24 protein-coding genes are annotated in these 24,128 nt (G+C 72.7%); 8 read left to right on the forward strand and 16 right to left on the reverse strand.

The window, feature by feature from the left end:
• The first annotated feature begins 43 nt into the window (after nt 1–43).
• Nucleotides 44–1,222 carry a low temperature requirement protein A gene (locus ACWCYY_RS20305; protein WP_449796847.1) on the forward strand — a complete coding sequence of 393 codons (1,179 nt, stop codon included), beginning with the start codon at nt 44–46 and terminating at the stop codon, nt 1,220–1,222.
• A gap of 191 nt (nt 1,223–1,413) precedes the next feature.
• Here the strand turns inward: ACWCYY_RS20305 and ACWCYY_RS20310 are convergent, their stop codons facing one another.
• Nucleotides 1,414–1,689 carry a hypothetical protein gene (locus tag ACWCYY_RS20310; RefSeq protein WP_449796848.1) on the reverse strand — a complete coding sequence of 92 codons (276 nt, stop codon included), beginning with the start codon at nt 1,687–1,689 and terminating at the stop codon, nt 1,414–1,416.
• A gap of 110 nt (nt 1,690–1,799) precedes the next feature.
• Between ACWCYY_RS20310 and ACWCYY_RS20315 the strand changes: the two genes are divergently transcribed.
• Nucleotides 1,800–2,450 (forward strand): HAD family hydrolase, encoded by a 651-nt coding sequence (locus ACWCYY_RS20315; protein WP_345285874.1) that lies wholly within the window; start codon nt 1,800–1,802, stop codon nt 2,448–2,450.
• A gap of 15 nt (nt 2,451–2,465) precedes the next feature.
• On the opposite strand, the gene ACWCYY_RS20320 is transcribed toward ACWCYY_RS20315, so the two are convergent.
• The 5 genes from ACWCYY_RS20320 to ACWCYY_RS20340 all read right to left on the reverse strand — a co-directional run bounded on the left by ACWCYY_RS20320 (nt 2,466) and on the right by ACWCYY_RS20340 (nt 7,668).
• A complete protein-coding gene (locus ACWCYY_RS20320) occupies nt 2,466–2,750 on the reverse strand; it encodes a DUF6011 domain-containing protein (RefSeq protein WP_449796849.1) in 285 nt (94 codons plus the stop codon).
• Between the two features lie 197 nt (nt 2,751–2,947).
• Nucleotides 2,948–4,456, reverse strand: a complete 1,509-nt coding sequence (locus tag ACWCYY_RS20325; protein WP_449796850.1) for a PTS transporter subunit EIIC — start codon at nt 4,454–4,456, stop codon at nt 2,948–2,950.
• 44 nt (nt 4,457–4,500) lie between these two features.
• Complete coding sequence (gene murQ / locus ACWCYY_RS20330) at nt 4,501–5,463, reverse strand: N-acetylmuramic acid 6-phosphate etherase (RefSeq protein ID WP_345285880.1); 963 nt, start codon at nt 5,461–5,463, stop codon at nt 4,501–4,503.
• Nucleotides 5,463–6,371, reverse strand: a complete 909-nt coding sequence (locus ACWCYY_RS20335) for a MurR/RpiR family transcriptional regulator (protein WP_449796851.1) — start codon at nt 6,369–6,371, stop codon at nt 5,463–5,465. The genes murQ and ACWCYY_RS20335 overlap by 1 nt, the downstream gene beginning before the upstream one ends.
• Nucleotides 6,372–6,450: 79 nt before the next feature.
• Nucleotides 6,451–7,668: a cytochrome P450 gene (locus tag ACWCYY_RS20340; RefSeq protein WP_449796852.1), complete on the reverse strand. Its 1,218-nt coding sequence runs from the start codon at nt 7,666–7,668 to the stop codon at nt 6,451–6,453.
• 97 nt (nt 7,669–7,765) lie between these two features.
• Between ACWCYY_RS20340 and ACWCYY_RS20345 the strand changes: the two genes are divergently transcribed.
• The gene (locus ACWCYY_RS20345; RefSeq protein WP_449796853.1) at nt 7,766–8,125 is read left to right on the forward strand and encodes an arsenate reductase family protein; all 360 of its coding nucleotides are present in this window, start codon (nt 7,766–7,768) and stop codon (nt 8,123–8,125) included.
• A 142-nt stretch (nt 8,126–8,267) separates the two neighbouring features.
• Here ACWCYY_RS20345 and ACWCYY_RS20350 read toward each other — a convergent pair whose 3' ends face one another.
• Nucleotides 8,268–8,738, reverse strand: a complete 471-nt coding sequence (locus tag ACWCYY_RS20350) for a pyridoxamine 5'-phosphate oxidase family protein (protein ID WP_449796854.1) — start codon at nt 8,736–8,738, stop codon at nt 8,268–8,270.
• A 53-nt stretch (nt 8,739–8,791) separates the two neighbouring features.
• On the opposite strand from ACWCYY_RS20350, the gene ACWCYY_RS20355 reads away from it, so the two are divergent.
• Nucleotides 8,792–9,346 (forward strand): DUF1697 domain-containing protein, encoded by a 555-nt coding sequence (locus ACWCYY_RS20355; RefSeq protein WP_449796855.1) that lies wholly within the window; start codon nt 8,792–8,794, stop codon nt 9,344–9,346.
• Here ACWCYY_RS20355 and ACWCYY_RS20360 read toward each other — a convergent pair.
• Nucleotides 9,337–10,149, reverse strand: coding sequence for a LysR family transcriptional regulator (locus ACWCYY_RS20360; protein WP_345285890.1), 813 nt, complete (start codon nt 10,147–10,149; stop codon nt 9,337–9,339). The genes ACWCYY_RS20355 and ACWCYY_RS20360 overlap by 10 nt on opposite strands.
• A 69-nt stretch (nt 10,150–10,218) precedes the next feature.
• Here ACWCYY_RS20360 and ACWCYY_RS20365 point away from each other — a divergent pair, with 69 nt between their 5' ends.
• Nucleotides 10,219–10,923, forward strand: coding sequence for an SDR family oxidoreductase (locus tag ACWCYY_RS20365; RefSeq protein WP_345285892.1), 705 nt, complete (start codon nt 10,219–10,221; stop codon nt 10,921–10,923).
• A 10-nt stretch (nt 10,924–10,933) separates the two neighbouring features.
• On the opposite strand, the gene ACWCYY_RS20370 is transcribed toward ACWCYY_RS20365, so the two are convergent.
• The 4 genes from ACWCYY_RS20370 to ACWCYY_RS20385 form a co-directional block, all read right to left on the reverse strand.
• Nucleotides 10,934–11,890 (reverse strand): DUF1152 domain-containing protein, encoded by a 957-nt coding sequence (locus tag ACWCYY_RS20370; protein WP_449796856.1) that lies wholly within the window; start codon nt 11,888–11,890, stop codon nt 10,934–10,936.
• Between the two features lie 45 nt (nt 11,891–11,935).
• Entirely contained in the window at nt 11,936–12,664 is a 729-nt protein-coding gene (locus ACWCYY_RS20375; RefSeq protein ID WP_345285896.1) for a hemerythrin domain-containing protein, read from the reverse strand.
• A 173-nt stretch (nt 12,665–12,837) separates the two neighbouring features.
• Entirely contained in the window at nt 12,838–13,863 is a 1,026-nt protein-coding gene (locus ACWCYY_RS20380; RefSeq protein ID WP_345285898.1) for an alpha/beta hydrolase, read from the reverse strand.
• 380 nt (nt 13,864–14,243) lie between these two features.
• Nucleotides 14,244–15,536 carry an ROK family transcriptional regulator gene (locus ACWCYY_RS20385; RefSeq protein WP_345285900.1) on the reverse strand — a complete coding sequence of 431 codons (1,293 nt, stop codon included), beginning with the start codon at nt 15,534–15,536 and terminating at the stop codon, nt 14,244–14,246.
• A 208-nt stretch (nt 15,537–15,744) separates the two neighbouring features.
• Here ACWCYY_RS20385 and ACWCYY_RS20390 point away from each other — a divergent pair, with 208 nt between their 5' ends.
• Complete coding sequence (locus ACWCYY_RS20390; RefSeq protein WP_345285902.1) at nt 15,745–16,488, forward strand: SDR family oxidoreductase; 744 nt, start codon at nt 15,745–15,747, stop codon at nt 16,486–16,488.
• A 77-nt stretch (nt 16,489–16,565) separates the two neighbouring features.
• Here the strand turns inward: ACWCYY_RS20390 and ACWCYY_RS20395 are convergent, their stop codons facing one another.
• Nucleotides 16,566–18,326: a carbohydrate-binding module family 20 domain-containing protein gene (locus tag ACWCYY_RS20395; protein WP_380150182.1), complete on the reverse strand. Its 1,761-nt coding sequence runs from the start codon at nt 18,324–18,326 to the stop codon at nt 16,566–16,568.
• A gap of 242 nt (nt 18,327–18,568) precedes the next feature.
• On the opposite strand from ACWCYY_RS20395, the gene ACWCYY_RS20400 reads away from it, so the two are divergent.
• Nucleotides 18,569–19,066, forward strand: coding sequence for a SigE family RNA polymerase sigma factor (locus ACWCYY_RS20400; protein ID WP_345285904.1), 498 nt, complete (start codon nt 18,569–18,571; stop codon nt 19,064–19,066).
• 11 nt (nt 19,067–19,077) lie between these two features.
• The gene (locus ACWCYY_RS20405) at nt 19,078–19,911 is read left to right on the forward strand and encodes a hypothetical protein (RefSeq protein WP_449796857.1); all 834 of its coding nucleotides are present in this window, start codon (nt 19,078–19,080) and stop codon (nt 19,909–19,911) included.
• A gap of 7 nt (nt 19,912–19,918) precedes the next feature.
• Here the strand turns inward: ACWCYY_RS20405 and ACWCYY_RS20410 are convergent, their stop codons facing one another.
• The 3 genes from ACWCYY_RS20410 to ACWCYY_RS20420 all read right to left on the reverse strand — a co-directional run bounded on the left by ACWCYY_RS20410 (nt 19,919) and on the right by ACWCYY_RS20420 (nt 24,112).
• Nucleotides 19,919–20,257, reverse strand: a complete 339-nt coding sequence (locus tag ACWCYY_RS20410) for a P-II family nitrogen regulator (protein WP_345285908.1) — start codon at nt 20,255–20,257, stop codon at nt 19,919–19,921.
• Nucleotides 20,254–21,576: an ammonium transporter gene (locus tag ACWCYY_RS20415; RefSeq protein ID WP_345285910.1), complete on the reverse strand. Its 1,323-nt coding sequence runs from the start codon at nt 21,574–21,576 to the stop codon at nt 20,254–20,256. Before ACWCYY_RS20415 ends, ACWCYY_RS20410 begins: the two co-directional genes overlap by 4 nt.
• A gap of 208 nt (nt 21,577–21,784) precedes the next feature.
• Nucleotides 21,785–24,112, reverse strand: coding sequence for a M4 family metallopeptidase (locus ACWCYY_RS20420; RefSeq protein ID WP_345285912.1), 2,328 nt, complete (start codon nt 24,110–24,112; stop codon nt 21,785–21,787).
• Between the last annotated feature and the right edge of the window lie 16 nt (nt 24,113–24,128).

The raw sequence follows: 24,128 nt of genomic DNA on the forward strand, positions 1-24,128 counted from the left end.
GCGCCCGCCCCGCCACCGCCGGAGGCCGCCGCACAGTGGTCGGGTGAGCGACGCGGCGCAGGCGCAGCCCCCGGGAGCGGACACGGCGGCGGAGGGCGAGGAGCCCCGGGCCGGCTGGTTCGAGCTGTTCTTCGACCTGGTCTTCGTGGTGACGGTCAGCGTGCTGGCCCACGGGCTGCACGGGGACCCGGGGCCGGGGGACTTCGCGAAGTTCCTGGTGCTGTTCTTCCCGGCCTGGTGGGCCTGGGCCAACCTGACCGTCACCGTCAACCTGTTCGGCTCCGGCAGCCCGCGCATCCAGGCCATGCTGCTGGCCGCGATGCCCGCCCTCGGGCTGATGGCGGCGGCCTCCCCCGAGGGCCTGCACGAACGGGCCTGGGCCTACGCCCTGGGCGCCGCCTGGGTGCGGCTGGTGCTCTTCCTGATCTGGTGGGGCCACGCCCGGGCCGCCGACAACCCGCTGCCGCTCTGGCGGCCGGTGCTCTACTGCCTGGTGCCCGCCGCGCTCTGGGCGGTCTCGGCGGCACTGCCCTCCACCGCGCGGTTCGTGCTCTGGGGCGTGGCGATCGTGCTGGAGGTGGTGCTGCTGGCGGTCCGCACCGGCCTCGGCACCGGGCCCTACGACCGGCTCTCGGTGGAGCTGCTGGTGGAGCGGATCGGCCTGTTCGTGGTGATCGTGCTCGGCGAGAGCGTCTTCACGGTGGTGGTGGCCCTGGAGGAGCACTTCGTGCTCGCGGCCGGGGTCACCGCGCTGTTCGCCTTCGTGGTGGTCGCCGAGCTGGCCATGATCTTCTTCACCTGGGGCACCGAGAACGCCGCGCAGGGCCTGACCCGGGCTCAGAGCGGCCACGCCACCCGGGCCATGCGGGACACCGTGATGTACCTGCCGTTCGTCCTGGTCTCCGGCATCACCGTGATCGCCGCCGCCCTGGGCACCGCCGTCGCCGAGCCCGACCACGCGCTGCCGCCCGGCTCCCGCTGGGCGCTCTGCGGCGGGGTGCTCGCCTTCTACACCGCCAACGCCGCCATCTCGATGCGCTACGGCGACGGCATCCGCCGCGTCCTCGGCTGGTACCTGCCCTGCCTGGCCCTCACCGGCTGCCTGCTCCTGCCGGCCTCGATCCTGCTGCCGGGCTGGGCGGCGGTGGCCTGCGCGGCCGGCCTGGTCTTCCTGCTGGCCAAGCTCTCCCGGCGCCACGTCCGGACCCACCGGCGCGGCTAGGGGCTGTCTCCTTGATGGGGTCGGATCAGGCCGCGTCGTCGGGGTGCGTGCCTCGGCGGCGCCGAGGAGGGAGTCCATGCGGAACATCGGCGACCGACGAGAAGCCGGCGAAGGGCCCCTCCTGCCCGTCGGCGGGCAAGGAGGGCGCGTGCCCCGGCGGCGCGGACCCGGCCCCATCAAGGAGACAGCCCCTAGGGGCGCGCCCCCGCCGTGACGAACGCCTCCGCACTCGCGGCGGGCTTCTTGTCGTTGGGGCCGATGATCACGTCGATCCAGAACAGCGAGGCCAGCACGCACCAGACGGTGAGCACCACCTTGGCCGCCACGTGCAGGCGGCGGGAGTCCCAGAGCCAGATCGCGGCGACCGGCGGCAGGAACACCAGGGCACCCGCGCGCAGCAGTCGGTCGGTGGTGCTGCGGGGCGCGGCGGGCTGGTCGTACGGGTTCACGGCTGGTCCATCGTTCACGTGTGCGGGGGTAGCGGGGGCAGACGCGAACCGTACACGAACCGGTCTCCGATCCGGCATTCTCTGACCCGCCGTCAGGCCGTCCGCCGCAGCCCTCCTATCCTGCGCGGATGAACAGAGCGATCGAACTGGTGGTCTTCGACTGCGACGGCGTCCTGGTGGACAGCGAGCGGATCGCCGTCCGGGTGAACGTCGAGCTCGGGGCCGAACTCGGCTGGCCGCTCACCGAGCAGGAGGTGGTGGAGCGCTTCATCGGGCGCTCCTCCGCCTCGATCGCCGAGCAGTGGGCCGAGCGGCTGGGGCCGGAGGCCGGGCCGCTGTGGAGGAAGCTGTTCGCCGAACGGCACGCGGCGGCGGTCGACACCGGACTGCTCCCGGTGGACGGGATCGCCGAGGCGCTCGCCGGGCTCACCCTGCCGAGCTGCGTGGCCTCCAGCGGGGAGCACGCCAAGATGCGGCACACCCTCGGCCGCACCGGCCTGTACCCGTACTTCGAGGGCCGGATCTTCAGCGCCACCGAGGTCGCCCACGGCAAGCCCGCCCCCGACCTCTTCCTGCACGCGGCCCGGCGCTCCGGCGTCGACCCCGCCGCCTGCGTGGTGGTCGAGGACAGCCGCTACGGCGTGCAGGCGGCCCGGGCGGCGGGGATGCGCTCGCTCGGCTACGCGGGCGGCCTGACCCCGGCAGCCTGGCTGGAGGGCCCGGGCACCACGGTCTTCACCGACATGCGGGACCTCCCGGCCCTGGTCGCCTCGCTCTGACCGCGGACGCCCGCCTCAGAGCCCCGGCAGCGAGTCCTGCTCCCCCGGTACCACCCTGGTGCCCTCCTCCGGCCCCCGGCAGCCCGGGCCCAGGCGCAGGATGCGGGACTCCGGGTCGTGCAGCGGACGGCCGCAGCGGCGGCAGCGGAGCACCGGCGGCTCGGCGGCGGCGCCGGCCGGCGCGGGGATCAGGGCGGACTCCTCGGACTGTATCGGGCCAGTCTGACGGACCGTCCGTCCCCGGACCACCGCCGGGGGCCGCCTCCCCGCCCCGTCGCCCACCGGCTGCCCGGGTGACAAGACGTTTCCGCTGCGCCCGGCGGGCCGTTGGGAAGGGCATGACGAAGACGTGGAAGATCCTCATCGCCCTCCTGGTCGCCCTCGGCCTCGGCGGCCTCCTGGCCGCCGCCGCGGCGGCCCGCGAATGATCCGCGGACGGCGGCCGTCCGCCGCCCGGTGATCACAACTCCCGGGCGGCGGACGGTGGTTCGGGCCGGTCAGACCCCGACCTGCGTGCGTTCGTGGCTGGCCTCGGCCGCTGCGGGCACCGCGTCCGGCACCGACTCCGGCACCGCGTCCGGCTCGCCGTCCGTGTCCTCGGGGTCGGCGTTGAGCTCGGTGAGCATCTGCGGGGTGAAGCCGAAGAAGTAGGTGGCGAGGAAGCCGACCAGGTAGCCGGTGAGCAGCCCGCCGGCGTAGACGGCGACGGTGGTGGCCAGGCTGCCCTCGCCCTGGAGGAGCGGGAAGAGCGCCCAGCCGGAGGGGCCGATGGCGGTCGAACCGACCGTGGTGCCCAGCTGGTTGAAGAGTCCGACGAAGGCGCCGCCGGCCGCGCCGCCGACACAGGCGGTGACGAAGGGGCGGCCGAGCGGGAGGGAGACCCCGTAGATCAGCGGCTCGCCGACGCCCAGGAAGCCGGCCGGGAGGGCGGACTTGATGGTGGCGCGGATCGAGCGGTTGCGGCGCAGGCGGTGGTAGACCGCCACCGCGCAGCCGACCTGGCCCGCCCCGGCCATCGCCAGGATGGGGAGCAGCACGGTGTAGCCCTGCTGCTCGATCAGGGTGGTGTGGATCGGGATCAGCGCCTGGTGCAGGCCGAGCATCACCAGCGGGAGGAAGAGCCCGCCGAGGACCAGTCCGGCGAAGGCGCCGCCGCTGGCCAGCAGCCAGGTGGCGAACGAGCCGATGGCGGTGGAGACCTCACCGGCCAGGAACATCAGGCCGTAGAGCGTGACCAGGCCGGTGAGCAGCACGGTCAGGGTCGGGGTGACCAGGACGTCCAGTGCCTCGGGCACCCAGCGGCGGCACCACTTCTCGATGTACACGGCGAGCAGGGCGGCGCCCAGCGCCCCGAGCACCCCGCCCTGGCCGGGCGAGAGCGTCTCGCCGAAGACGGTGACCTTGGCGACGCCGGCGAAGACGATGACGGAGGCGACCGCGCCGCCGAGGATCGGGGTGCCGCCGAACTCCTTGGCGGTGTTGTAGCCGACGAAGACGGCGATCAGCGACATGAAGCCGGAGGCGATCGCACCCAGGGCCGGCACCAGGGCCGGGGCCCAACCGAGGTTGGCCAACAGGCCGTTGAGGCCGGCCACGATGCCGCAGCCGATCAGGGCGGGGATCAGCGGCACGAAGATGTTGGCGATCCGGCGGAGCATCAGCTTCACCGGGGTGGCGTTCTTCGCCTTCTGCGCCGCCTTGATCTCGGCGCCCCGGTCGGCGAGCTGCTCGGCGCTCTGCGCCTTGGGAGCGGCGTCCACGAGCTTCTGCAGCTCGGGGGTGACCTTGGCGACGGTGCCCGGGCCGAGCACGATCTGGTAGGTGTCGTCCTCGACGGTGCCCATCACGGCCGGGAGCGCCTTGAGTTCGGCCTCCTGGACCAGGGAGCGGTCACGCAGCCCCAGGCGCAGTCGGGTCATGCAGTGGGCGATGGAGGTGATGTTGCCGGGGCCTCCGACCAGCGGAAGTATCGCGGCGGCGGTGGCGCGGTTCTTGTCGTCCGTCATGGTGCTTCTGCCTTGCTGAAAGGGGGTGTTGAGGTGGGTCGGGGTCAGACCGCGAGCAGCGCTGCGCGCAGGTGGCCGTGGTGTTCGTCGAGGAGGCGGGCGGCGGTGGGGCCGTCGACGTCGGCGAGGACCACCAGGATGGCGTTCTTGACCTCGCCGTCGGTGGCGGTCAGGGCGGCCTCGACGGTGGCGTCGTCGGCGCCGGTGGCCTGGGCGACGATCCGGCGGCAGCGGGCGCGGAGCTTCTCGTTGGAGGCCCGCACGTCCACCATCAGGTTCCCGTAGGTCTTGCCGAGCCGGATCATGGTCACGGTGGAGAGCAGGTTGAGCACCAGCTTCTGGGCCGTACCGGACTTCAACCGGGTGGAGCCACTGAGGAATTCGGGGCCGACCTCCACCTCGACGGGGTGTTCGGCGGCCGCTCCGAGCGCGGAGTCGGCGTTGCAGGAGAGCCCGATGGTGAGCGCGCCCAGGCGGCGGGCGTACGCGACGGCGCCCACCGCGTAGGGGGTGCGGCCGGAGGCCGAGATGCCGACCACCACGTCGTCGGGGGTCAACTCCAGGGCGGCCAGGTCGGCTTCGGCGAGCTCCACGCTGTCCTCGGCGCCCTCGACGGCGGTGACCATGGCCTGGCGGCCGCCGGCGATCAGGCCGACCACCTGGCCGGGACCGGTGTTGAAGGTGGGCGGGCACTCGCTGGCGTCCAGGACGCCCATCCGCCCGGCCGTCCCGGCTCCCGCGTAGACCAGCCGGCCGCCCCGGGCCATCCGTCCGGCGGTGGCGTCGATCGCCGCGGCGATCTCCGGAAGCCGGCGGGCCACCGCCTCCGCGACGGTGCGGTCCTCGCCGTTCATCAGGGTGACGATCTCCAGGGTGGAGAGCCGGTCGATCTCGGCGAGTTCGGGGCGGAACGCCTCGGTGGCCAAGGTCTCCAGCTGGGCGCGGAGTTCGGCGTACGGGGCAGGGGTCGCGGCGGTCCCGGCGGCGGTGGCGGGCTGACTGGTCATCAGGGGTGGCCTTTCTTCGGGGAGGCGTGGCCGTGGCGGGGCGCCAGGGCCTGGTAGGTGGCGGCCAGGGCGGGGGCCGCGGTGGCGTAGGTGCGCTGGACGACCCCGATGCAGAGGCAGTCCACGACGAAGAGCTGGCTGAGCCGGGAGGCCATCGCGGCGGGCCGCAGCGAGGTCTCGTAGCCGCTGCTGGTGGCCAGCACCAGATCGGCGGCCAGGGCCACCGGCGAGTCGGGGCGGGCGGTGAGCGCGATGGTGAAGGCGCCGTTCCCGGCGGCGCGGCGCAGCGGCTCCACGACGTCCTGGGTGGAGCCGGAGTCGGAGACGGCGATGGCCACGTCCCCCGGGCGCAGCTGCACGGCGGTGGTGAGCGCGAGGTGCGGGTCCAGGTGGGCCTGGGCGATCAGGCCGATCCGCTGGAGCTTCTGCATCAGGTCCTGCGCCACCAGACCGGAGGCGCCGATGCCGTAGACCTCGGTGCGGCGGGCGGCGGCCACGGCCGTCACGGCCCGCTCCAGCCGCGCCGGATCGAGGAGTTCCACGGTGTCGGCCAGCGTACGGCGCCCGTCGCGGGCCAGCTTGGCGATCACCTCGGCGGGCGGGTCGTCCACCGTGATGTCCCCGGTCACCGCCGGCCCGCCGGCCGGGCGCCGGGCCGCGTCCTCGGCCAGCGCCAGCCGCAGGTCGCGGTAGCCGGGGTAGCCGAGCAGGCGCGCGGTGCGGACCACGGTGGCCTCGCTGGTGCCGGTGCGGCCGGCCAGCTCGGTGACGCTGAGGCGGGCGCACCCGGCCGGGTCCGCCGCCACGGCCGCGGCGACCCGGCCCATGGCCGGGGTCATCTCCGCCTGCCGCTCACTGATCCGGGCCGCCAGCGGGCGGGGGAAAGTTTCCTTCTCCGATGCGCTCACATCTGAAGGATATTTTCATCCCCGCCCGCCCACACCGTCCGAAGGTCACCAACCCGCCCGGGACCTTGGGCCCGGGGCCTCAGCCGAGGGTGACCGGCTGGGTGCGGTAGCCGCGCAGGACCAGGCGGTCGGTGCGGGTGCGCGGCCCGGCCGGGGCCAGCCGGGGGAAGCGGCGCAGCAGCTCGGGCATCGCCAGCGCGGCCTCCTGGCGGGCGAGTTGGGCGCCGAGGCAGAAGTGGGCGCCGGCGCCGAAGCTGAGCGGCTGACTGTCGGTGCGGTACGGGTCGAAGCGGTCCGGGTCGGCGTATCGGGACGGGTCCCGGTTGGCCGCACCGATCAGCAGGAAGAGGGCCGTCCCGTACGGGGTGGGCACCCCGCCGGCGGTCAGCTCGTCGCTGAGCGAGATCCGCGAGGTGAGCTGCACGGGCGAGTCGAAGCGCAGCACCTCGTCCACGAAGGAGGCCGGGGCGAGGGCGCCGGTGCGCAGCGCCTCGCGCTCGGCGGGGTGGTCGAAGAGCAGGGCCAGGCCGTTGCCCAGCAGGTTGGTGGTGGTCTCGAACCCGGCCACCAGGAGCAGCACCAGATTGGCCAGCAGCTCCCGCCCGGATATCCGGCCCGGGTCCTCGGCGGCCACCTGGACCAGTGCGCTGACCAGGTCGTCGGTCGGCTCCTTGGCCCGACGGTCGGCCAACTCGGTGAAGTAGCCGGACAGTTCGTCCGCAGCCTGGTCGGCGGCGGTCAGCTCCTCCTCGGAGACCAGCAGCTCCAGTGCCGCCGTCAGGTCGGAGGCCAGCGGCCGAAAGCGGTAGCGGTCCTCCTCCGGCACGCCCAGCAGCTCGCAGATCACCCCCACCGGCAGCCGGAAGGCGAAGGCGTCCATGAAGTCGACCGGGTCCCCGCCCGCCCCCGCCTCGGCCAGCTCGTCCAGCAGCCCCGTCACCGCGGCCCGGACGGCCGGCTCCAGGGCGGCCACCCGGCGGGCGGTGAAGACCGAGGCGATCAGGGAGCGCATCCGGCTGTGGTGCGGTGCGTTGGTCTCCAGGATCGAGCGGCTGAACAGGGTCTTGGAGCTGTGGTCGAGGAAGCCCTCCTCCCAGCGCTCGCGCAGCACCGCGTCCGGCACGTGGAAGGCCGTGGAGCGCAGCACCTGGTTGACCTCGCGGTGGCCGCAGACCAGCACCGCGTTCTCGCCCGCGGCGGCGGCCGGCCCGAGGCCGTGGGCCATCCGGTAGAGCGGGTACGGATCGGCCCGCCCCTCCAGGCCCATCAGTTCGCCGATGATCTGTTCGCCGTCCATGGACGTCCCTCCCCCGGTTCGACCGTCTGTACGGCTCAACCGGCGGCCGCGTCGGCGAGTTCCCGGGGCGCGGCGGGCCGCTCGGTATGTTGGGGGGATGGAGATCTGGATCAACCCGCGCTGCACCAAGTGCCGCGTCGCCATCAGTGAGCTGGACGCCGCCGGGGCGGAGTACACCGTCCGCCGGTACCTGGAGGACCCGCCGAGCGCGGCCGAGTTGGAGCAGGTGCTGGAGCGGCTGTCGCTGGAGCCGTGGGACATCACCCGGACCGACGAGGCGGTGGCCAAGGAGCTCGGCATGAAGCAGTGGGGCCGCACCCCGGCGGACCGGTCCGCCTGGATCGCGGCGATGGCGGAGCACCCGATCCTGATCCAGCGGCCGATCATCACCGCGGACGACGGCCACGCGGTGGTCGCCCGCTCCCCGGAGACCCTGGCCTCCGTCGTACCGAGGTGATGCCTCCGGGGGCGCGAGGAACTGCGCGCCGTGGAAAGGCAGCACGTGCAACTGGCTGACGGCGGTTCAGTTGCCGGTGAGCCGCCTTCCGATTCGCGCAGTTCCTCGCGCCCCTGGGTCGCTGCCCTGCCGGCCCGCCTGCCTAGCGTCGGCGGATCTCCCGGACGGGATTGCCCGGCTGCCAGATGCGGATGCGGAGTTCGTCGCCGTCGACCTCGGTGAGGACGACGGAGGTGGGGTGGAGGCGGAAGGCGTGGAAGGGGCCGGGGGCGGCCTCGGGGAGGTCGGCGAGGTAGGCGGTGAGCTCGGCCTCGTCGGTGATCTCGTGGGCGGTGCCGGAGACCTTGGCGTCGCCGCCGGCCATGCTGGAGTCGCCGGGGTGGCTGTGCAGGGCGAAGCGCCCGTCCCGCTGGAGGTCGAGGGCCTTCACCGCGCCGTACATCGAACCGATCGTCAGATCGGCTCCGCCGAACCGCACTTCGGTCCCGCTCACCCGGGGCGCCCCGTCCTTGCGGAGGGTCGCCAGCACGTGGTGCCGGTTGGCCTCGAAGCGGGCCCGGACCGCCGGCGCCAGGTCGGGCGCCTCCTGCTCGAAATCCTGCCAGGTCGTCATGGTCGACAGTGTCCCAACGCCCGGCGGACGCTCCGGCCTGCGACACTGCCCGCATGACAGAGAGCTACGTCGCCTTCCTCCGGGCGGTCAACGTCGGCGGCCGAACGGTGAAGATGGAGCGGCTTCGCGCGCTCTTCGCCGAGCTGGGCCTGGCCGACGTCCGCAGCTACATCCAGAGCGGGAACGTCTTCTTCACCACCGGGAGGACCGACCGCGCCGCCCTCACCCGCCGGATCGAGCGGCACCTGGAGGACGAACTGGGCTTCGCCGTCCCGGTGATGCTGCGCACCGTGGACGAGGTGGCGGCCGTCGTCGAGGCCGATCCCTTCGCCGCCGTGGAGGTGACGCCGGACGTCCGGCTGTGCGTGGTCTTCCTCTCCGAGCCGCTCCCGGAGGACCTGGAGTTCCCGGTCCGGGACCCCAAGGGCGGCTGGGAGATCCTCTCCGCCACCCCGGGTGCCGCCTTCACCGTCTTCCACCTGAAGAACGGGCGGCTTTCCGGAGATCCGGCCAAGTCCTTCCCCAAGTCCTACGCAGGCCAGGGCACTTCCCGCTTCTTCCACACCACGGTCAAGATCCTGGCGGCCGCCCGGAAGGATCAGGCCTGACGGCGCAGGACGGCGGTGGCGATCTCCAGGAAGCCCGCCACCAGCTCGGAACGGTCGTCCACCGGTGCGGCCAGGCAGGTCTCGACCGGCGGGTGGTCGGTGACCGGCAGGACGACCAGCTCGGGGCGGACGTAGGAGGCGGCGACGCTGACCGGGATCAGGGCGACGCCCTGGCCCGAGGCGATGAGTTCGAACTTCTCCTCCAGCGAGGCGGTCCGCCGGGCCTTCGCGTCCAGCACCGGTTCACCGTCCAGGTCGGCCAGGGTGAGGGACCGGCGGCCCGCCAGCCGGTGCGCGGCGGGGAGGCAGGCGACCTTGGTCTCCACGCCGATCGGGACGGTCCGCAGACCGGTGTCGTCGAACGGACGGCGCAGGTGGCCGACCTGGGCGCGGCCGTCGCGCAGCGGGGCGTCGCGTTCGGCCCAGGGCAGCGGCAGGACGTCGACCGCCACCTCCGGGTGTCGCGCCGTGAACTCCCGGATCGCCTCCGAGACCCGCAGGCCGGCCGAGAAGCCGACCACCAGCCGGTGCTCCCCCCGGGCGGCCTCCGCGACCCGGCGCAGGGCCCGGTCCACCGTGGCGCCGATCCGCCGGGCCTCCTCGTACAACTGCCGCCCGGCCGCGGTCGGTTCCACGCTCCGGGTGGTCCGGTCGAACAGCCGCTGTCCCAACTCCTGCTCCAGTGCGCGGATCTGACGGCTGAGCACGGGCTGGGCGATGTGCAGCTCCCGTGCCGCCCGGCCGAACCCCCCGTGCTCCACGACCGCACGGAAGTACCGGAGCTTGCGCAGGTCGAGATCCATACCCGCACGGTATCAACGGGCTCCAAAGGGTATTGGACGCACCGCCCCGGCCGTTCGGAGACTGGGGCCATGAACGACACAGGACAGCAGACCGCACTGATCGTCGGCGCCTCCCGCACCATCGGCCTCGGGATCGCCGCCGAGTACCTCCGCCGCGGCTGGGAGGTGATCGGCACGGTGCGCGGCGAGCACCGCACCGGCCTGCACGAGCTCGCCGGGACGGCCGGCGGGCGGCTCACCGTCGAGGAGCTGGAGATGACCGACCAGGGGCAACTCGCCGCCCTGCGCGACCGCCTGACCGCGGCCGGCCGCTCCCTGGACCTGCTCTTCGTGAACGCCGCCGTCGCCCGCGGCGACCTGCCGATCGGCGAGGTGCCGACGGAGATGTTCACCGAGGTCATGGTGGTCAACGCACTGAGCCCGATGCGGGTCGTGGACGTCCTCGGCCCGCTGGTGCGGCCCACCGGGACCGTCGGCGTGATGTCCTCCGACCAGGGCAGCGTCTCGCGCAACACCAGGGGCGGTCAGGACCTCTACCGGGCCAGCAAGTCCGCGCTCAACCAGCTGATGCGCTGTCACGCCGCCCGGCACGCCGACGACCCGAGGACCTTCCTGCTGATGGACCCGGGCTGGGTGCGGACGGAGCTGGGCGGGCCGGGGGCCGAGCTGAGCGTGGAGGAGAGCGTGCCGGGCGTGGTGGAGACGGTCGAACGCCACCGCGGCGCGCGGGGGCTGCGCTTCCTGGACCACCTCGGCGAGACCGTCCCCTGGTGAGCCGCGGGCCTCAGTGCGGGAACTGCCGGGGCGGCCGCTGGGCGGGCAGCCCGTCGCGGAACTCCTCGATCACGGTGCTGATCTGACGCATCAGCACGGTGCGTTCGATCCGGTCGAGGTAGCGGTTGCGGGCGGCCAGGGCCTCCACCGTGACGGTGAAGTACATCGACATCAGCGGGTTCACGAAGAGCGCGGTCCCGTTGGTGCGGTCGGTGAAGCGGACGTCGCCGAACTCGCCGCGCAGGGCGGCCGCGACCGAGCCCTGGACGATGCTGGGGTGCTCGGGGAAGGCGGCCCTGGCGTGCTCGACGGCGTCCAGGTAGAGCTGCCCGGAGCGGCTCTGCCGGGTGAGGGAGAAGGCGCCGAGGTAGCCGCCGTCGCGGTCCAGGGCGGCCAGGTTCTCCAGCACCAGGGAGTGGTTGACGCCGTGGTAGGCGTCGACGCCGAAGCCCAGGCAGGCCACCAGCCGGGTCGCCACCTCGGGCATCCCGGCCACCGCGGCGAGGCTGGCCATGTCCTCCTCGGGGGTGCCGAGGCCGGCCTCGTCGCCGCACATCAGGATGTCGGTGCCCCCGTCCACCAGCACGATCGCGTCGATCTCCAGGTGCCGCACCAGGGCCCGGTACGCGGCGCGCAGCGGCTTGACCCCGACGGAGCCGAAGGCCCAGACGGTGTCCGGGAGTCCGTGCAGCCGCAGCCAGCGGGCCAGCGTGCGCTCGGGGAAGTACCGTTCCGCCGAGGCGGTGTCCGGGGTGATCCGGGCCAGTTCGGGCTCCAGCCAGACCTCGCCGGGCAGGCCGTAGAGGTGGCTGAACGAGAGGCTCGCCAGGTGCACCTCGTGCCCGGCCTCGCGCAGCTCCAGCGCGAGCGGCAGCCCGGCGTAGACGTCGAAGCCACCCCCGGCCCCGGCCACCAGCACCCGCCGGGCATCCTTCAGACGGCTCATCAGCAACGGCTCGAACGACATCCGCGCATCGTAAGCCACCGCGCCGCAGGACCGAGGAGAGAGCCCCTACGGGCGCGGGCCCCACAGCTCGTCGGTGCAGCGGGCGTAGGTGTCGCGCCAGTGCGGCCAGTGCCGGGCGGTGGTGTCGTCGCAGTCGGCGAGCAGCCGGTCCACCTGCTCGGGCTCCACGCCCTCCAGCAGCCAGGCCAGCGCGTCCGAGCTGCCGGGGCCGTCGGCGGCGCGGATCAGGTCGAGCAGCTCCGGCAGGGTGCCCATCCGGGAGCCGGCCGGGAAGATCCCGTCCATCCGGGGCAGCAGCTGCCGCTCCTCGATCCGCAGGTGGGTCTCCAGCCGGGCGGCCAGCTCCTCCACCGCGTAGGCCACCGACCAGCTGCTGGCGGGGTCCCGGGTGGCGATCCGCACCAGGGTGGTGACCCGGGTGAAGGAGTGGTCGAGGTTGTGGTGGTCGGACTCCAACCAGTTGAGCAGCAGCCGCAGTTCGGGCGCGAAGCGGCGCAGCAGCGGCCACAGCCGGGTGTCCTGCTGCTCGTGGTGGCAGGTGAGCATGGCGGTCAGGAAGTCCCAGTGCCGCTGGATCGCCTCGGCGGTGGCGGTGTCGTCGGGCTGCAGCAGCCGCAGGGCGTTGGGGATCCGGGCCAGGTCGCGGCGGAGAGCGGCGTGCACCAGGCGCAGCCCGGCGAACGGGATCGCCTCGACGGCGGGCTGCGTCTCACGCGGCCCGCCCGCCTGGGCGGGGACCTTCGGGGATTCGACGGGCAGCAGGTGGCTGGGCATGGCACTCTCTTCACGACTGGCTGAGACCGGGCCGGTCGGGCGCCGCACTCGACGGCGCCCCGGCATGGTCTCCAGGGTGATGACAGCTCATCAGAGTCGAATCAATGTCTGATTGACGTGCAGGTCAGCGACCTGACGGGGACTCAGCCGCCCCCCGGGCCCGCCCGCCGCGCTCAGTCGTCGCCCTGCGGCCCGGCGAGGTTCTTGGAGAGCCACTCCAGGGTCACCGGGATCATCTTCTTGAAGTCCGAGGTCAGGTGCTTGCCCCCGGGCTGCTCGTAGTACTCGACGGTGGCGGGCGCCGCCGCCTTGGCGACCCAGTTCTTCACCAGCTTGACCTCGTAGGCGTTGGCGCCGCCCGCCGTGGCGAGCAGCCGCACGTCGGCCTTGCCGGCCGCGACCAGCTGGTCCGGGCTGTTCGCCAGCCGCTCGGTGTCGTGGCCCTTCCAGAGCGGGGAGTCCGGGTTGAAGTAGCCGTCGATCGGGACGGCGGCCTTGAACACGTCGGGGTGCTGGAGCGCCAGCTTGGCGCTGCAGAACGCGCCGGTGGAGGCGCCCATCAGGCCCCAGCCGTCCCGGCCCTTGACGGTGCGGAAGTTGGCCCGCACGAAGTCCGGGACGTCCTGGGCCATCCAGGTGCCCATCTTGGGCTGGCCCGGGATGTCGCTGCACTCCAGCGCCTTGGACTCGTTGGAGTCGAGGTTCTGCACCGGCATCACCAGGATGAACGGGTGCGCCTTGCCCTCCTTGGAGAGCTGCGCGCCGATCTCCTGGATCGGCAGCTGGTTGTCCGTCCAGGTGTTGTAGCCCGCGCTCTGTCCGCCGGCGTACAGGGTGAGCACCGGGAAGCCGGTCTTGGCGAACTTGGGGTCCTGGTACTCCGGCGGCAGCCAGACCCAGACCTTGCCGCTGACACCGGACTTGGCGCCGGTCAGCGTGGTCAGCATGATCGGCCCGGCCGAGGTGTCCCGGACCTTCTTCAGGTCGGCCGCCGGACCGGTCGGCATCAGCACCTTGCTCGGCTTCGGCGGCGGGGTGCTGCTCTGACCCGCGCTCGGACTGCCCGAGGAACCCCCCTTGCCCCCGGCCTTGCCGTCCTGGGCGGACGGCGCCGGGGTGCTGCCGCAGGCGGCCAGACCGAGGGCCAGTCCGAGGACGCCGACGGATGCCAGGACGGAACGGGCGGGCTTCAGGAACAAGGTCTTCTTCTCCGAGCGGTCGATCGCCCGGGCGTCTCCGGACGAGGTCCCCGGTGCGGGGCCCGGGCCGGGCGTCTCCTGCGGCCACCGCGGAGGTGCCCGGAACGCCGACCCTGGTCGGCGACCCGCTCCCGGCGGGGCAGGTGTGCCGTCCGTGATCCTACGACGCGGGCCCGGCGCGGGCCGGTTGCGATCTTCCCCTCCCGACCTCCGCCTTCCCGCCGTTCGACGGGGGTCACCCCCGCTGGTCGGCGGGGATGCGACCGCATTCGAACGGCCCGGCCCCGGTGGCGGCGTCGACCCGGCCCGCCGTCGGCGGCGTTGACGTGACCGGGGTCACGGCGGAAGCGGGAGCAAGGTCACACCCTCCCGGGGACGGGTCAGAGCTGTGAGCGCAGCAGGCCGAGCGCGGTGAACGGCTCGGTGATCACCCGCTCCAGCACCGGCACCGCCGAGGAGCGCACCAGCGTCCGCGAGCCGAACACCGCCGGCAGGATGTCGTCGGCCACCGCCAGGCCCCGGTGGCTGCGGCGGCCGACCTCGGTGCGCAGCTCGTCCAGGTACTCGTCGGCCACCAGGATGCCGCCCGCCAGCACCACCTTGCTCGGGTTGAGCAGGTCCACGATCCCGGCCACCGCGCGGCCCACCCGGCGGGCCCGGGTGCGCAGCAGCTCCTGCGCCCGCTCGTCGCCGCTGCCCGAACCGGCCGGGCGGGCCAGCGCGATCAGCCGCTCCAGGGCCAGCGAATCGCCGCCGTCCGGGCCGTCCGCCCGCCGCCGCTTCGGCAGCACCCCGAGCTCCCGGGCCCGGGCCACCAGGGCGGTGTCCGAGGCGGTGACGACCAGGCAGCTCGCCCCGCAGACCGGGCAGCGCGGGGCGTCCGGGTCGTCGGTGGCGGGCAGGTGCTCGATCGCCCCGGCCGCGGCGCCCGGACCGCGGTGCACCGTGCGGTCCACCACGATCGCGGCGCCCAGCACGTTGCCGATCATCACCAGCACGAAGTCGTCGGTCTCCCGGCCGGCGCCGAACCAGAGCTCGGCCCGGGCGATCGCACGCACCGTCTGCTCCAGCACCACCGGGCCGGGCAGCCGGCCCTCCAGCAGCTCCAGCAGTCTGACGCCGTGCCAGTCCAGCGGGCCGTGCTCCACCACCAGGCCGCGCGCGCCGTCCACCCAACCGCCGACCGTCACGCCGGTGCCGACCAGGCGGCGGCCGCCGAGACGGTCCCTCAGGAAGGCCGCCACGCCCGCGACCGCCTGCTCGACGATCCGCTCCGGGGAGAGGTCCGGCAGTTCGTGGTGCGGGAGTTCGCGCTCGGCCACCACGCTGCCGTCCGGGCCGACCAGGCCGAAGGTGGTGCGCAGCAGTCCGATGTGCAGGCCGAGCGCCACCACGTGGTCGCCGTCCAGCGCCAGCGGCACCCGAGGGCGGCCCTGGGTCGGCTCCACCGGGGCCAGCTCGGTGAGCAGCTGCGCCTCGATCAGGGCGGCGGTCAGCTTGGTCACGCTCGGTGCGGAGATCCCGGTGTGCCGGGCGATCTCGGCCCGCGAGACCGGCCCGTACGCCAGCACCGCGCGCAGCACCGAGGAGGCGTTGCCCTGCCGCATCAACTCGGCGCGCTGCCCCGACGTCACCAGGCCCGCGGGCATGGGCCGGCCGTCCTGCTTCTCCACTGTTCTCCCTGCCTCCTCCCGGACACTCTAGCGATCACCCCCCGCGGCCCCTGTGGCGCGCGTCACCTCCCCGTACGTCCCGCCAAGCCCCGCCCCCCTCCTGCGGCGCGCCGCTGGACGCTCCGACCAGTGACCCGCCCGCCCTCCGTACGCGATCATCGAGTCCCCTCACCGACTCACCGACCCCACCGATCCCGGGAGCCCAGCCATGGACCATCAGGTCGCCGTCGTCACCGGAGCGGGCAGCGGGGTCGGCCGCGCGGTGGCCCTCGAACTCGCCGCCCACGGCTGGCGGCTGGTCCTCGCCGGACGACGGGCCGACGCGCTCGACGCCGTCGCCGCCGAGGCCGCCTCCCCCGCGCTGGCCGTGCCCACCGACGTCACCGACCCGGCCGCGGTGGACGCGCTGTTCGACGCCGCCGTCTCCGCGTACGGCCGGGTCGACCTGCTCTTCAACAACGCCGGCAGCTTCGGCACCCCCACCCCCGTCGAGGACCTCGCGGTCGCCGACTGGCGCGCGGTGGTCGACCTCAACCTCACCGGTGCCTTCCTCTGCGCCCAGGCCGCCTTCCGCCGGATGAAGCTCCAGACCCCGCAGGGCGGACGCATCATCAACAACGGCTCCATCTCCGCCCACGTCCCCCGTCCGTACTCCGTCGCCTACACCGCCACGAAGCACGCCGTCACCGGCCTCACCAAGTCCCTCTCCCTGGAGGGCCGCCCCCACCGCATCGCCTGCGGCCAGATCGACATCGGCAACGCCGCCACCGACATGACGGCCGCCATGTCCACCGGCGTCCGCCAGGCGGACGGCCGCACCGCCCCCGAACCCACCATGTCCGTCGCCGACGTCGCCCGCACCGTCCGCCACATGGCCGCCCTCCCCCTGGAGGCCAACGTCCAGTTCGCCACCGTGATGGCCACCACCATGCCCTACATCGGCCGCGGCTGACGGACCGTCCGGAACGGGACCGGCCGCCCCTCCCCCGTGCGCTGGGGGTGGGGCGGCCGGCCGTACGGGGGAGGGTGTCAGGGGCGCCAGGTGTCGTTCAGGGTGACGGTGCCGTTGGTGGGGACGGTGGCGGTGCGGTTGGCGCCGGACTCCCAGGTGACGGCGCCGTTGGACTCCTTGCGGACGTACTTGTACTCGAAGGAAGTACCCGCTGCCATCGGGACGTTGAGCTTCCAGACCGGGTAGGCGGCGGAGGAGAGCAGCAGGGCCTTGGAGGTGTCCCAGCCGCCGAGGGCGGTGGTGTTGCCGACGACGTAGATGTTCTGGCCGTAGACGGTGGTGGCGTTCACCGCGAAGGCGGCGGCGGTGGCGGCCGTGGGCGAAGGCGTGGGGGTCGGGGTCGGGGTGGCGGTGGCGGAGGTCCGGGCGCCGACGTGCAGGGCGACGGCGTCGCCCGCGCCGACGGTGGCGGTGAACTTCCCGTCGGAGCCGACCGCGTAGCTGGTCCCGGAGCAGCTGCCGGACGCGAAGTCGCCGTGCTGGACGTCGCAGTAGGTGCCGGCCGGGAGCGAGGTCTGGAAGGTCTGGGTCAGCGCGCCGCCCTCGCGGTTGATCGCGACGTAGCCCTTGTCGCCGCGGCCGAAGCCGATGGCGTTGTTGCCGTTGGACCACCAGTTGACGATGCCGGTGCCCGCGACCGCGTTGCGGAACCCGACCATGTTGGCCACCTGCCGCCAGGCGTGGGTGCAGTTCCAGCCGTCGGTGTAGCAGGAGTTGACGGTGCCGCCGTTCGGCGGGCCGGCGTCGTGGTCGGTGAAGGCGTACCCGGAGTAGACGTTCGGCGAGCCGTACGGGTGGGCCAGCAGGAAGACGTTGGCCAGGGTGTAGGCGGAGCCGTAGGTGTAGTTGAGGGTGGAGCCGTTGCGCTCGGTGTCCCAGTTGTCGACGAAGGTGCGGGCCTGGGAGCTCGCCAGCAGGCCGTTGCCCCAGCCGGAGAGGTCGGAGATCCGGCCGCCGTTGAAGGCGCTCTTCAGCCAGGTCGCGGAGCGGAACTCGTCCACGTCGCCGACGCCGGTGTACTCGCCGGGCTGCACGGCCTCGCCCGCGCCGTAGATGACCTCGCTCACCCAGTAGGCGTTCGGGTTGCTCATCTTCGCCTTGATGCCGGCCAGGTCGGCGGCGGCGATGTGCTTGGCGGCGTCGATCCGGAATCCGTCCACGCCGAGCGAGAGCAGGTCGCTGAGGTAGGTGGCGATGGTCTGCTGGACGTACGCGGAGCCGGTGTTGAGGTCGGAGAGGTTGACCAGCTCGCAGTTCTGCACGTTGGAGCGGTCGGCGTAGTTGTTGCCGATCGCGGTGCGGCAGGAGTGGAAGTCCCAGTCCTGGTAGAAACCGGGGTAGTTGTACTTGGTGTAGTTGGTGCCGCCGGTGCCGGTGCCGGAGCCGGCCGACATGTGGTTGACCACGGAGTCGGCGATCACCTTGACGCCTGCGGCGTGACAGGTGTTCACCATGGACTGGAACTGGGCGCGGTCGCCCAGCCGTCCGGCGATCTTGTAGCTGACGGGCTGGTAGGAGGTCCACCACTGCGCGCCCTGGATGTGCTCCTGGGGCGGCGAGACCTCGACGTAGCCGTAGCCCTTGGGGCCGAGCGTGTCGGTGCAGGCCTTGGCGACGGAGTCGAAGCGCCACTCGAAGAGGGTGGCGGTGACGTCCTTGGTGCCCGGCGGGGTGGCCTGGGCGGTGGGGGCGAGCGAGAGTCCGGTGCCGAGCGAGAGCACCAGGGCGGCGGACGCGCCGAGGGCGCCGACGGCGCGGCGGGGGGAGGTGGTGACCACGGTGTCTCCAGGGGGCTGGGTGGGGCAGCCTGGGGGGGATTCGGAGGCCTGGGAAGCCTCTTGCGCAAGCTCGTTGAAACTTGCTGGAAACTTGCAACGCGCTGAACTTATGGCCGCCGCCCAGGAGCGTCAAGACTCCCGGAGGACACGGATCGGTCACCTGACCGAATCGTGTGATACCTCTGTCCCTTCCGAAGCGTCAGGTTCCATGACGTCAGCGGGAACCACGGTCGGGCGGGGGCATGGAGTTCGAGGAGTTCGCGAGTACCAGGAGCAGGCGCCTGTTCCAGATCGCGTACCTGATGTGCGGGGACTGGCACCAGGCGCAGGACCTGGTGCAGATCACCCTGGCCAAGATGTTCACCGTCTGGGGGCGGCTGCGGCGCGGCCGCGACGAGCCCGGGCTGGACGCGTACGCACGCAAGGTGCTGCTGCGGATGTACCTCTCGCAGCGCCGCCTGCGGCGCTCCACCGAGGTGGTCTCGGCCGAGCTGCCGGAGCAGCTGACGCTCGGGAACGAGGAGTCCGACCTGCGGGTCACCCTGGTCGCCGCGCTGGCCCAACTGCCGCCCCGCAACCGGGCGGTGGTGGTGCTCCGGTACCTGGAGGACCACAGCGTGGAGTCGGTGTCCGAGCTGCTCGGGTGCTCGCCCGGCGCCGTCAAGACCCTCACCACCCGCTCGCTGGCCAAGCTCCGGGGCATCCTCGGGGCGGACCGCGAACTCCTGCTGAGTCTGTGACGGAGCACTTCATGACCAGGAGCACGGACGACATGCCGCACGACCCCGGACTCGACGAACTCTTCGACGCGGTCCACCTCATCGACGCCCCGGTCGCCACCATGGTGGCCGAGGGCCGACGCCTCGGGATCCGGCTCCGGCGCCGCCGCCGGCTGCGGATCGCCGGCACGGCGCTCGCCGTGGCCACCTTGGTCACGGTGGCGACCCCGAACCTCTGGCGGCCCGACGAGGGCGGGGCCCGGGCCACCGTGGCCGCCAGCCCCCTGACGGAGCCGACGGCGCCGGCGTCGCCGACACCGACACCGACCGCAGCCGACCCCGAGTCGACCGTGCCGCTCACCCGGGAGGCGATGTTCACCGTGCTGTCCCGGATGCTGCCGAGCACCGGGACGGCCGTCCTGCTGCCGGAGGCCGCCCCGGGCACCGGGCCGGCCAAGGCCAACTGGCGCCCGGTGGACGGCTACTACGAGATCAGCGTCCGCTACCAGGACACCCGCGGCCGGGCCGACGTCCGGGTCGCGCTCTCCCGGCCGTCCGCCGAACGCTTCGACTGCGCCCGGGGCTCCGACTGCACCAGCCTGGTGCTCCCCACCGGGGAGCGGAAGTTGGTGGAGGACGCCGACTACCGCGACGGCCTCCGGCTGCTCACGGTCCGCCGCGAACGGCTGGACGGGATGGCCGTCACCATCGTGACCGGCAATGCCGTCATGGGCTCCGACGGCATCCCGGTCGGCTCGCGGTCCACGGTGCCGTTCTCCGCCGAGCTGCTCTGGGCCTGGACCGGCGCGCAGGAGTGGCAGGAGCTGGTGCCCCGGCGGCTCACCGAAGCGAGCGGCCGCCGCTGACGGACCCTCAGACCGCGTCCGGGCCGCGCTCGCCGGTCCGGACGCGGACGATGCCGTCCACCGGGACGACCCAGACCTTGCCGTCGCCGATCTTGCCGGTGCGGGCGGCGGAGACGATGGCGTCCACCACCAGGTCGGCCTCCTCGTCCTCCACCACGACCTCGATCCGCACCTTGGGCACCAGGTCGATCCGGTACTCGGCGCCGCGGTAGACCTCGGTGTGACCGTGCTGGCGGCCGTAGCCGCTGGCCTCGGTGACGGTCAGTCCGTGCACGCCGTGCGACTGCAGGGCGGTCTTCACCTCGTCCAGCTTGAAGGGCTTGACGACGGCGGTGATCAGCTTCATGACTGAGGGGCCTTCAGGACGGAGGGGGTGGCGGCCGGCCGGGTCGCGGCGGTCGCGCTGCCGTGGCCCAGGACGCCGTGATCGTACGCGGTCTCGGCGTGCACGGCGAGGTCCAGGCCGGTGAGTTCGTGCTCGGCGCTGGCCCGGAAGCCGATGGCGCGGTCGATCGCCTTGCCGATCCCGTACGTCACCGCGAAGGCGTAGCCGCCGACCACCAGAACCGCCAGCAGCTGCTTGCCGAGCTGCCCGAAGCCGCCGTGCAGCAGGCCCGCCGGGCCGCCGGTCATCACCGCGGAGGCGAAGACGCCGATCAGCACGGTGCCGATCACCCCGGCCACCAGGTGCACGCCCACCACGTCCAGCGAGTCGTCGTAGCCGAAGCGGAACTTCCAGCTGACGGCGTAGCAGCAGACCACACCGGCCACCGCGCCGATCACCAGCGCGCCGAGCAGGTCCACCGACCCGCAGGAGGGGGTGATGGCGACCAGTCCGGCCACCGCCCCGGAGGCGGCACCGAGGGTGGTGGCGTGGCCGTCCTTCTTCTTCTCCACCAGCAGCCAGCCGAGCAGGCCGGTGCAGCCGGCCGCCTGGGTGTTGAGCAGCACGGCGGCGGCGGTGCCGTTGGCGCCGAGCGCCGAGCCCGCGTTGAAGCCGAACCAGCCGAACCAGAGCAGGCCCGCGCCGAGCACCACCATCGGCAGGTTGTGCGGGCGCATGGCCTCCTTCCGGAATCCCAGCCGGGGGCCGAGCACCAGGGCCAGGGCCAGGCCGCTGGCCCCGCAGTTGACCTCGACCACCAGGCCGCCGGCGAAGTCCAGCACGCCCAGCCTGCTGAGCAGCCAGCCGCCGGGGGCGAACACCCAGTGCGCGACCGGCACGTAGACCAGCAGCGTCCAGACCACCGTGAACAGCACCCAGGCACCGAACTTGGCACGGTCCGCGACCGCGCCGGAGATCAGCGCGGCGGTGACGATCGCGAAGGTCAGCTGGAAGGTGGCGAACAGCAGGGTGGGGACCTTGCCGGTGAGCGAGGCGGGGGTGATCCCGGCCATCCCCAGGTGGTCGAGCCCGCCGATCAGGCCGAGCCCGCCGAGGTCCGGGCCGAAGGCCAGCGAGTAGCCGGCCACCAGCCAGACCACCGTGACGGTGGCGATCGAGACCAGGCTCATCATGATCATGTTGAGTGCGCTCTTGGTGCGGACCATGCCGCCGTAGAACAGCGCCAGGCCCGGCGTCATCAGCAGCACCAGCGCGGTGCTGGCCAGCAACCAGGCGGTGTCGCCGGTGTCCGGCCCGGCGGGGGTCTCTGCGAGCAGCATCTGCGGCCTTCCCGGGGTCCCTCGACGCGCCGGGGTGGGGTTGCGCGCCGGATGGGAGCCGAGTCTGGACGGGCCGGATTTCCGGATGCGGACGTACGTGTTTCGGGGGCGTTTCGTGTTGCCGGGCCGTTTCCGGATGCTCACGGAAGTACCCCGGCCCGACGGATGGGATCCGCCGGGCCGGGGCTCAACTACCGCTGAGGGTGCGTCAGCTGGTGGCGATGGAGGTGTCGTCGATCAGGAAGCTGGTCGCGAGCGACGCGTCCTCGACACCGTTGAACTTCAGGGTGACGCTCTGGCCGGCGTAGGCCGAGAGGTCGAAGGTGCGCAGCTGGTAGGAGGAGACGGCGTCCACGTTGGAGTAGGTCTTCAGCGCGGTGCCGTTCACCGAGACGGTGAGCTTGTCGTACTGGGTGGTGCCGGTCTCGGCGGTGTCGATGCGCAGGTAGAAGCCGAGGGTGGCCTTGCAGCCGGCCGGGATGGAGACGGTCTGCGAGGCGCTGTCGGTGTGCGAGGAGCCGTAGCCGTTCAGCCAGGCCTTGTAGGAGCCGGTGCGGGCGGGCTTGCTGGTGCCGCTGTCGATCACGCCCGAGGTCGTGGTCCAGGTGGTGTTGCCGGACTCGAAGCCCGCGTTGCCGAGCAGCTGCGCCGGGGTGCAGGTGCTGGTGACGTTGTTCACGGTCCAGGTGAAGCTGGCCGTGCCCGACTTGTTGGCGGCGTCCGTGGCGGTGACCGTCACGTTCGAGGTGCCCTCGGTGGTCGGGGTGCCGGTGATCTTCCCGGAGGTGGAGATCGACAGGCCGGCCGGCAGGCCGGTGGCCGAGAAGGTCAGCGGGGCGGTGCCGCCGCTGGCGTTGATCTGCAGGTTCACCGCGGTGTTGACCTTGGTGGTCTGGTTGCCGGGGCTGGTCACGGTGACGGTGCCCGGGTTGGTCGGCGGCTGGCCGACCGCGACGCCGGCCCACGCCATGCCGACCTGGTAGAGCTCGGTCGAGCCGGCGCCGTACAGGTCCTTGGCCGCGTTCTCGGTGGCGGTGCGGGCCTGGGCGTAGTTGGTGCTGGAGGTCATGTAGACGGTCAGCGCGCGGTACCAGATCGCCGCGGCCTTGTCCCGGCCGATGCCGGCGACGGTGATGTTGTTCACCGTCGGGCTGTTGTAGCTGACGTTGTTGACGACCTTCGCGCCGCTGCCCTCGGACAGCAGGTAGAAGAAGTGGTTGGCCGGGCCGGACGAGTAGTGCACGTCCACGTTGCCGATGCCCGAGTACCACGAGTCCTTGGAGGAGCCGTCCTTGGAGGGCTTGTCCATGTAACGGAGCGGCGTGCCGTCCCCGTTGATGTTGATCTCCTCGCCGATCAGGTAGTCCGGCGGGTCGGCGGGCAGGTTGGCGTACCACTCGACCATGGTGCCGAAGATGTCCGAGGTGGCCTCGTTCAGACCGCCGGACTCGCCCGAGTAGGTGAGGTTGGCGGTGTTGGAGGTGACGCCGTGGGTCATCTCGTGGCCGGCCACGTCCAGCGCGGTCAGCGGGGCGTTGTTGCCCGAGCCGTCGCCGTAGGTCATGCAGAAGCAGCCGTCGTCCCAGAAGGCGTTGACGTAGTTGCTGCCGTAGTGGACCCGGCTGAAGGCGCCGACGCCGTCGTTGCGGATGCCGCTGCGGTTGAAGGTGTTCTTGTAGTAGTCCCAGGTCGCGCCCGCGCCGTAGTGCGCGTCGACGGCGGCCGACTCCTTGTTGGAGGCGAGGCCGTTGCCCCAGGCGTCGGTGGCCTTGGTGAACAGGGTGCCGTTCCCCGAGGTCCCGTTGTTCAGGTTGGTGGTGTACTGGCCACCGCGCGCGGTGTCCTTCATCTGGTACGTCGAACCCGACAGCGAGGTGCCGATGGTGACGTTGCCGACGAAGACGCCCTGGCCGGTGCCCTTCTTGATGCCCTCGTACTTCTGGATCAGGGCGCCGGTCTGGGCGTCCGTCACCACGTGCATCCGGGACGGGGTGCCGTCCGACTCGACGCCCGAGACCACGGTCTCGTAGGCCAGCCGCGGGGCGCCCGAGGCGGCCCAGACGACCAGGCGGGGAGCGGTGTCCAGGCTGGAGCCCTGCTCGGCGGCGAGCGCCGAGGACTGGGCGGCCGGGGCGGCCAGCTTCGGGGTGGTGCTGAAGCCGGTCAGCGCCTCCGAACTCGCCTTGTCCACGCCCTTGGTGAGGCCACCGGCGGTCTGGTGGACGACCAGGTCGCCACCGAGCACCGGGAGGCCCGCGAAGGTGCGCTCGTAGCGCAGGTGGCGGGAGCCGTCGGCGTCGACCACGACGTCCTTGGCGACCAGCTTCTCCTGGCCGCCGAGGCCGAGGGACTGGACCAGGCCGGCGCCCTGCTGGTCGGCGGAGGCGAGGAGGCTGGCCTTGCCGGCCGCGATCGAGTTGACCTGGGAGGGGGCCTGCGGGGACGCCTGCGCCATCGTGGGCAGGGCGGTCACCACCAGGGCGGTGGTCGCGGCGAGCGCGGCCATCGTCACCCGGGCGTGGGTGTAGCGGGACATGCGGACTCCTTTTCCG

It is taken from the genome of Kitasatospora sp. NPDC001664, from assembly GCF_053596675.1.

What these genes read in the sequence shown, in the direction of transcription:
- ACWCYY_RS20315 (WP_345285874.1), top strand. Translation starts at nt 1,800, where the DNA reads ATGAACAGAGCGATCGAACTGGTGGTCTTCGACTGCGACGGCGTCCTG.
- ACWCYY_RS20325 (WP_449796850.1), bottom strand. Translation starts at nt 4,456, where the DNA reads ATGACGGACGACAAGAACCGCGCCACCGCCGCCGCGATACTTCCGCTG.
- murQ (WP_345285880.1), bottom strand. Translation starts at nt 5,463, where the DNA reads ATGACCAGTCAGCCCGCCACCGCCGCCGGGACCGCCGCGACCCCTGCC.
- ACWCYY_RS20340 (WP_449796852.1), bottom strand. Translation starts at nt 7,668, where the DNA reads ATGGACGGCGAACAGATCATCGGCGAACTGATGGGCCTGGAGGGGCGG.
- ACWCYY_RS20345 (WP_449796853.1), top strand. Translation starts at nt 7,766, where the DNA reads ATGGAGATCTGGATCAACCCGCGCTGCACCAAGTGCCGCGTCGCCATC.
- ACWCYY_RS20350 (WP_449796854.1), bottom strand. Translation starts at nt 8,738, where the DNA reads ATGACGACCTGGCAGGATTTCGAGCAGGAGGCGCCCGACCTGGCGCCG.
- ACWCYY_RS20355 (WP_449796855.1), top strand. Translation starts at nt 8,792, where the DNA reads ATGACAGAGAGCTACGTCGCCTTCCTCCGGGCGGTCAACGTCGGCGGC.
- ACWCYY_RS20360 (WP_345285890.1), bottom strand. Translation starts at nt 10,149, where the DNA reads ATGGATCTCGACCTGCGCAAGCTCCGGTACTTCCGTGCGGTCGTGGAG.
- ACWCYY_RS20365 (WP_345285892.1), top strand. Translation starts at nt 10,219, where the DNA reads ATGAACGACACAGGACAGCAGACCGCACTGATCGTCGGCGCCTCCCGC.
- ACWCYY_RS20370 (WP_449796856.1), bottom strand. Translation starts at nt 11,890, where the DNA reads ATGTCGTTCGAGCCGTTGCTGATGAGCCGTCTGAAGGATGCCCGGCGG.
- ACWCYY_RS20375 (WP_345285896.1), bottom strand. Translation starts at nt 12,664, where the DNA reads ATGCCCAGCCACCTGCTGCCCGTCGAATCCCCGAAGGTCCCCGCCCAG.
- ACWCYY_RS20390 (WP_345285902.1), top strand. Translation starts at nt 15,745, where the DNA reads ATGGACCATCAGGTCGCCGTCGTCACCGGAGCGGGCAGCGGGGTCGGC.
- ACWCYY_RS20400 (WP_345285904.1), top strand. Translation starts at nt 18,569, where the DNA reads ATGGAGTTCGAGGAGTTCGCGAGTACCAGGAGCAGGCGCCTGTTCCAG.
- ACWCYY_RS20405 (WP_449796857.1), top strand. Translation starts at nt 19,078, where the DNA reads ATGACCAGGAGCACGGACGACATGCCGCACGACCCCGGACTCGACGAA.
- ACWCYY_RS20410 (WP_345285908.1), bottom strand. Translation starts at nt 20,257, where the DNA reads ATGAAGCTGATCACCGCCGTCGTCAAGCCCTTCAAGCTGGACGAGGTG.
- ACWCYY_RS20415 (WP_345285910.1), bottom strand. Translation starts at nt 21,576, where the DNA reads ATGCTGCTCGCAGAGACCCCCGCCGGGCCGGACACCGGCGACACCGCC.
- ACWCYY_RS20420 (WP_345285912.1), bottom strand. Translation starts at nt 24,112, where the DNA reads ATGTCCCGCTACACCCACGCCCGGGTGACGATGGCCGCGCTCGCCGCG.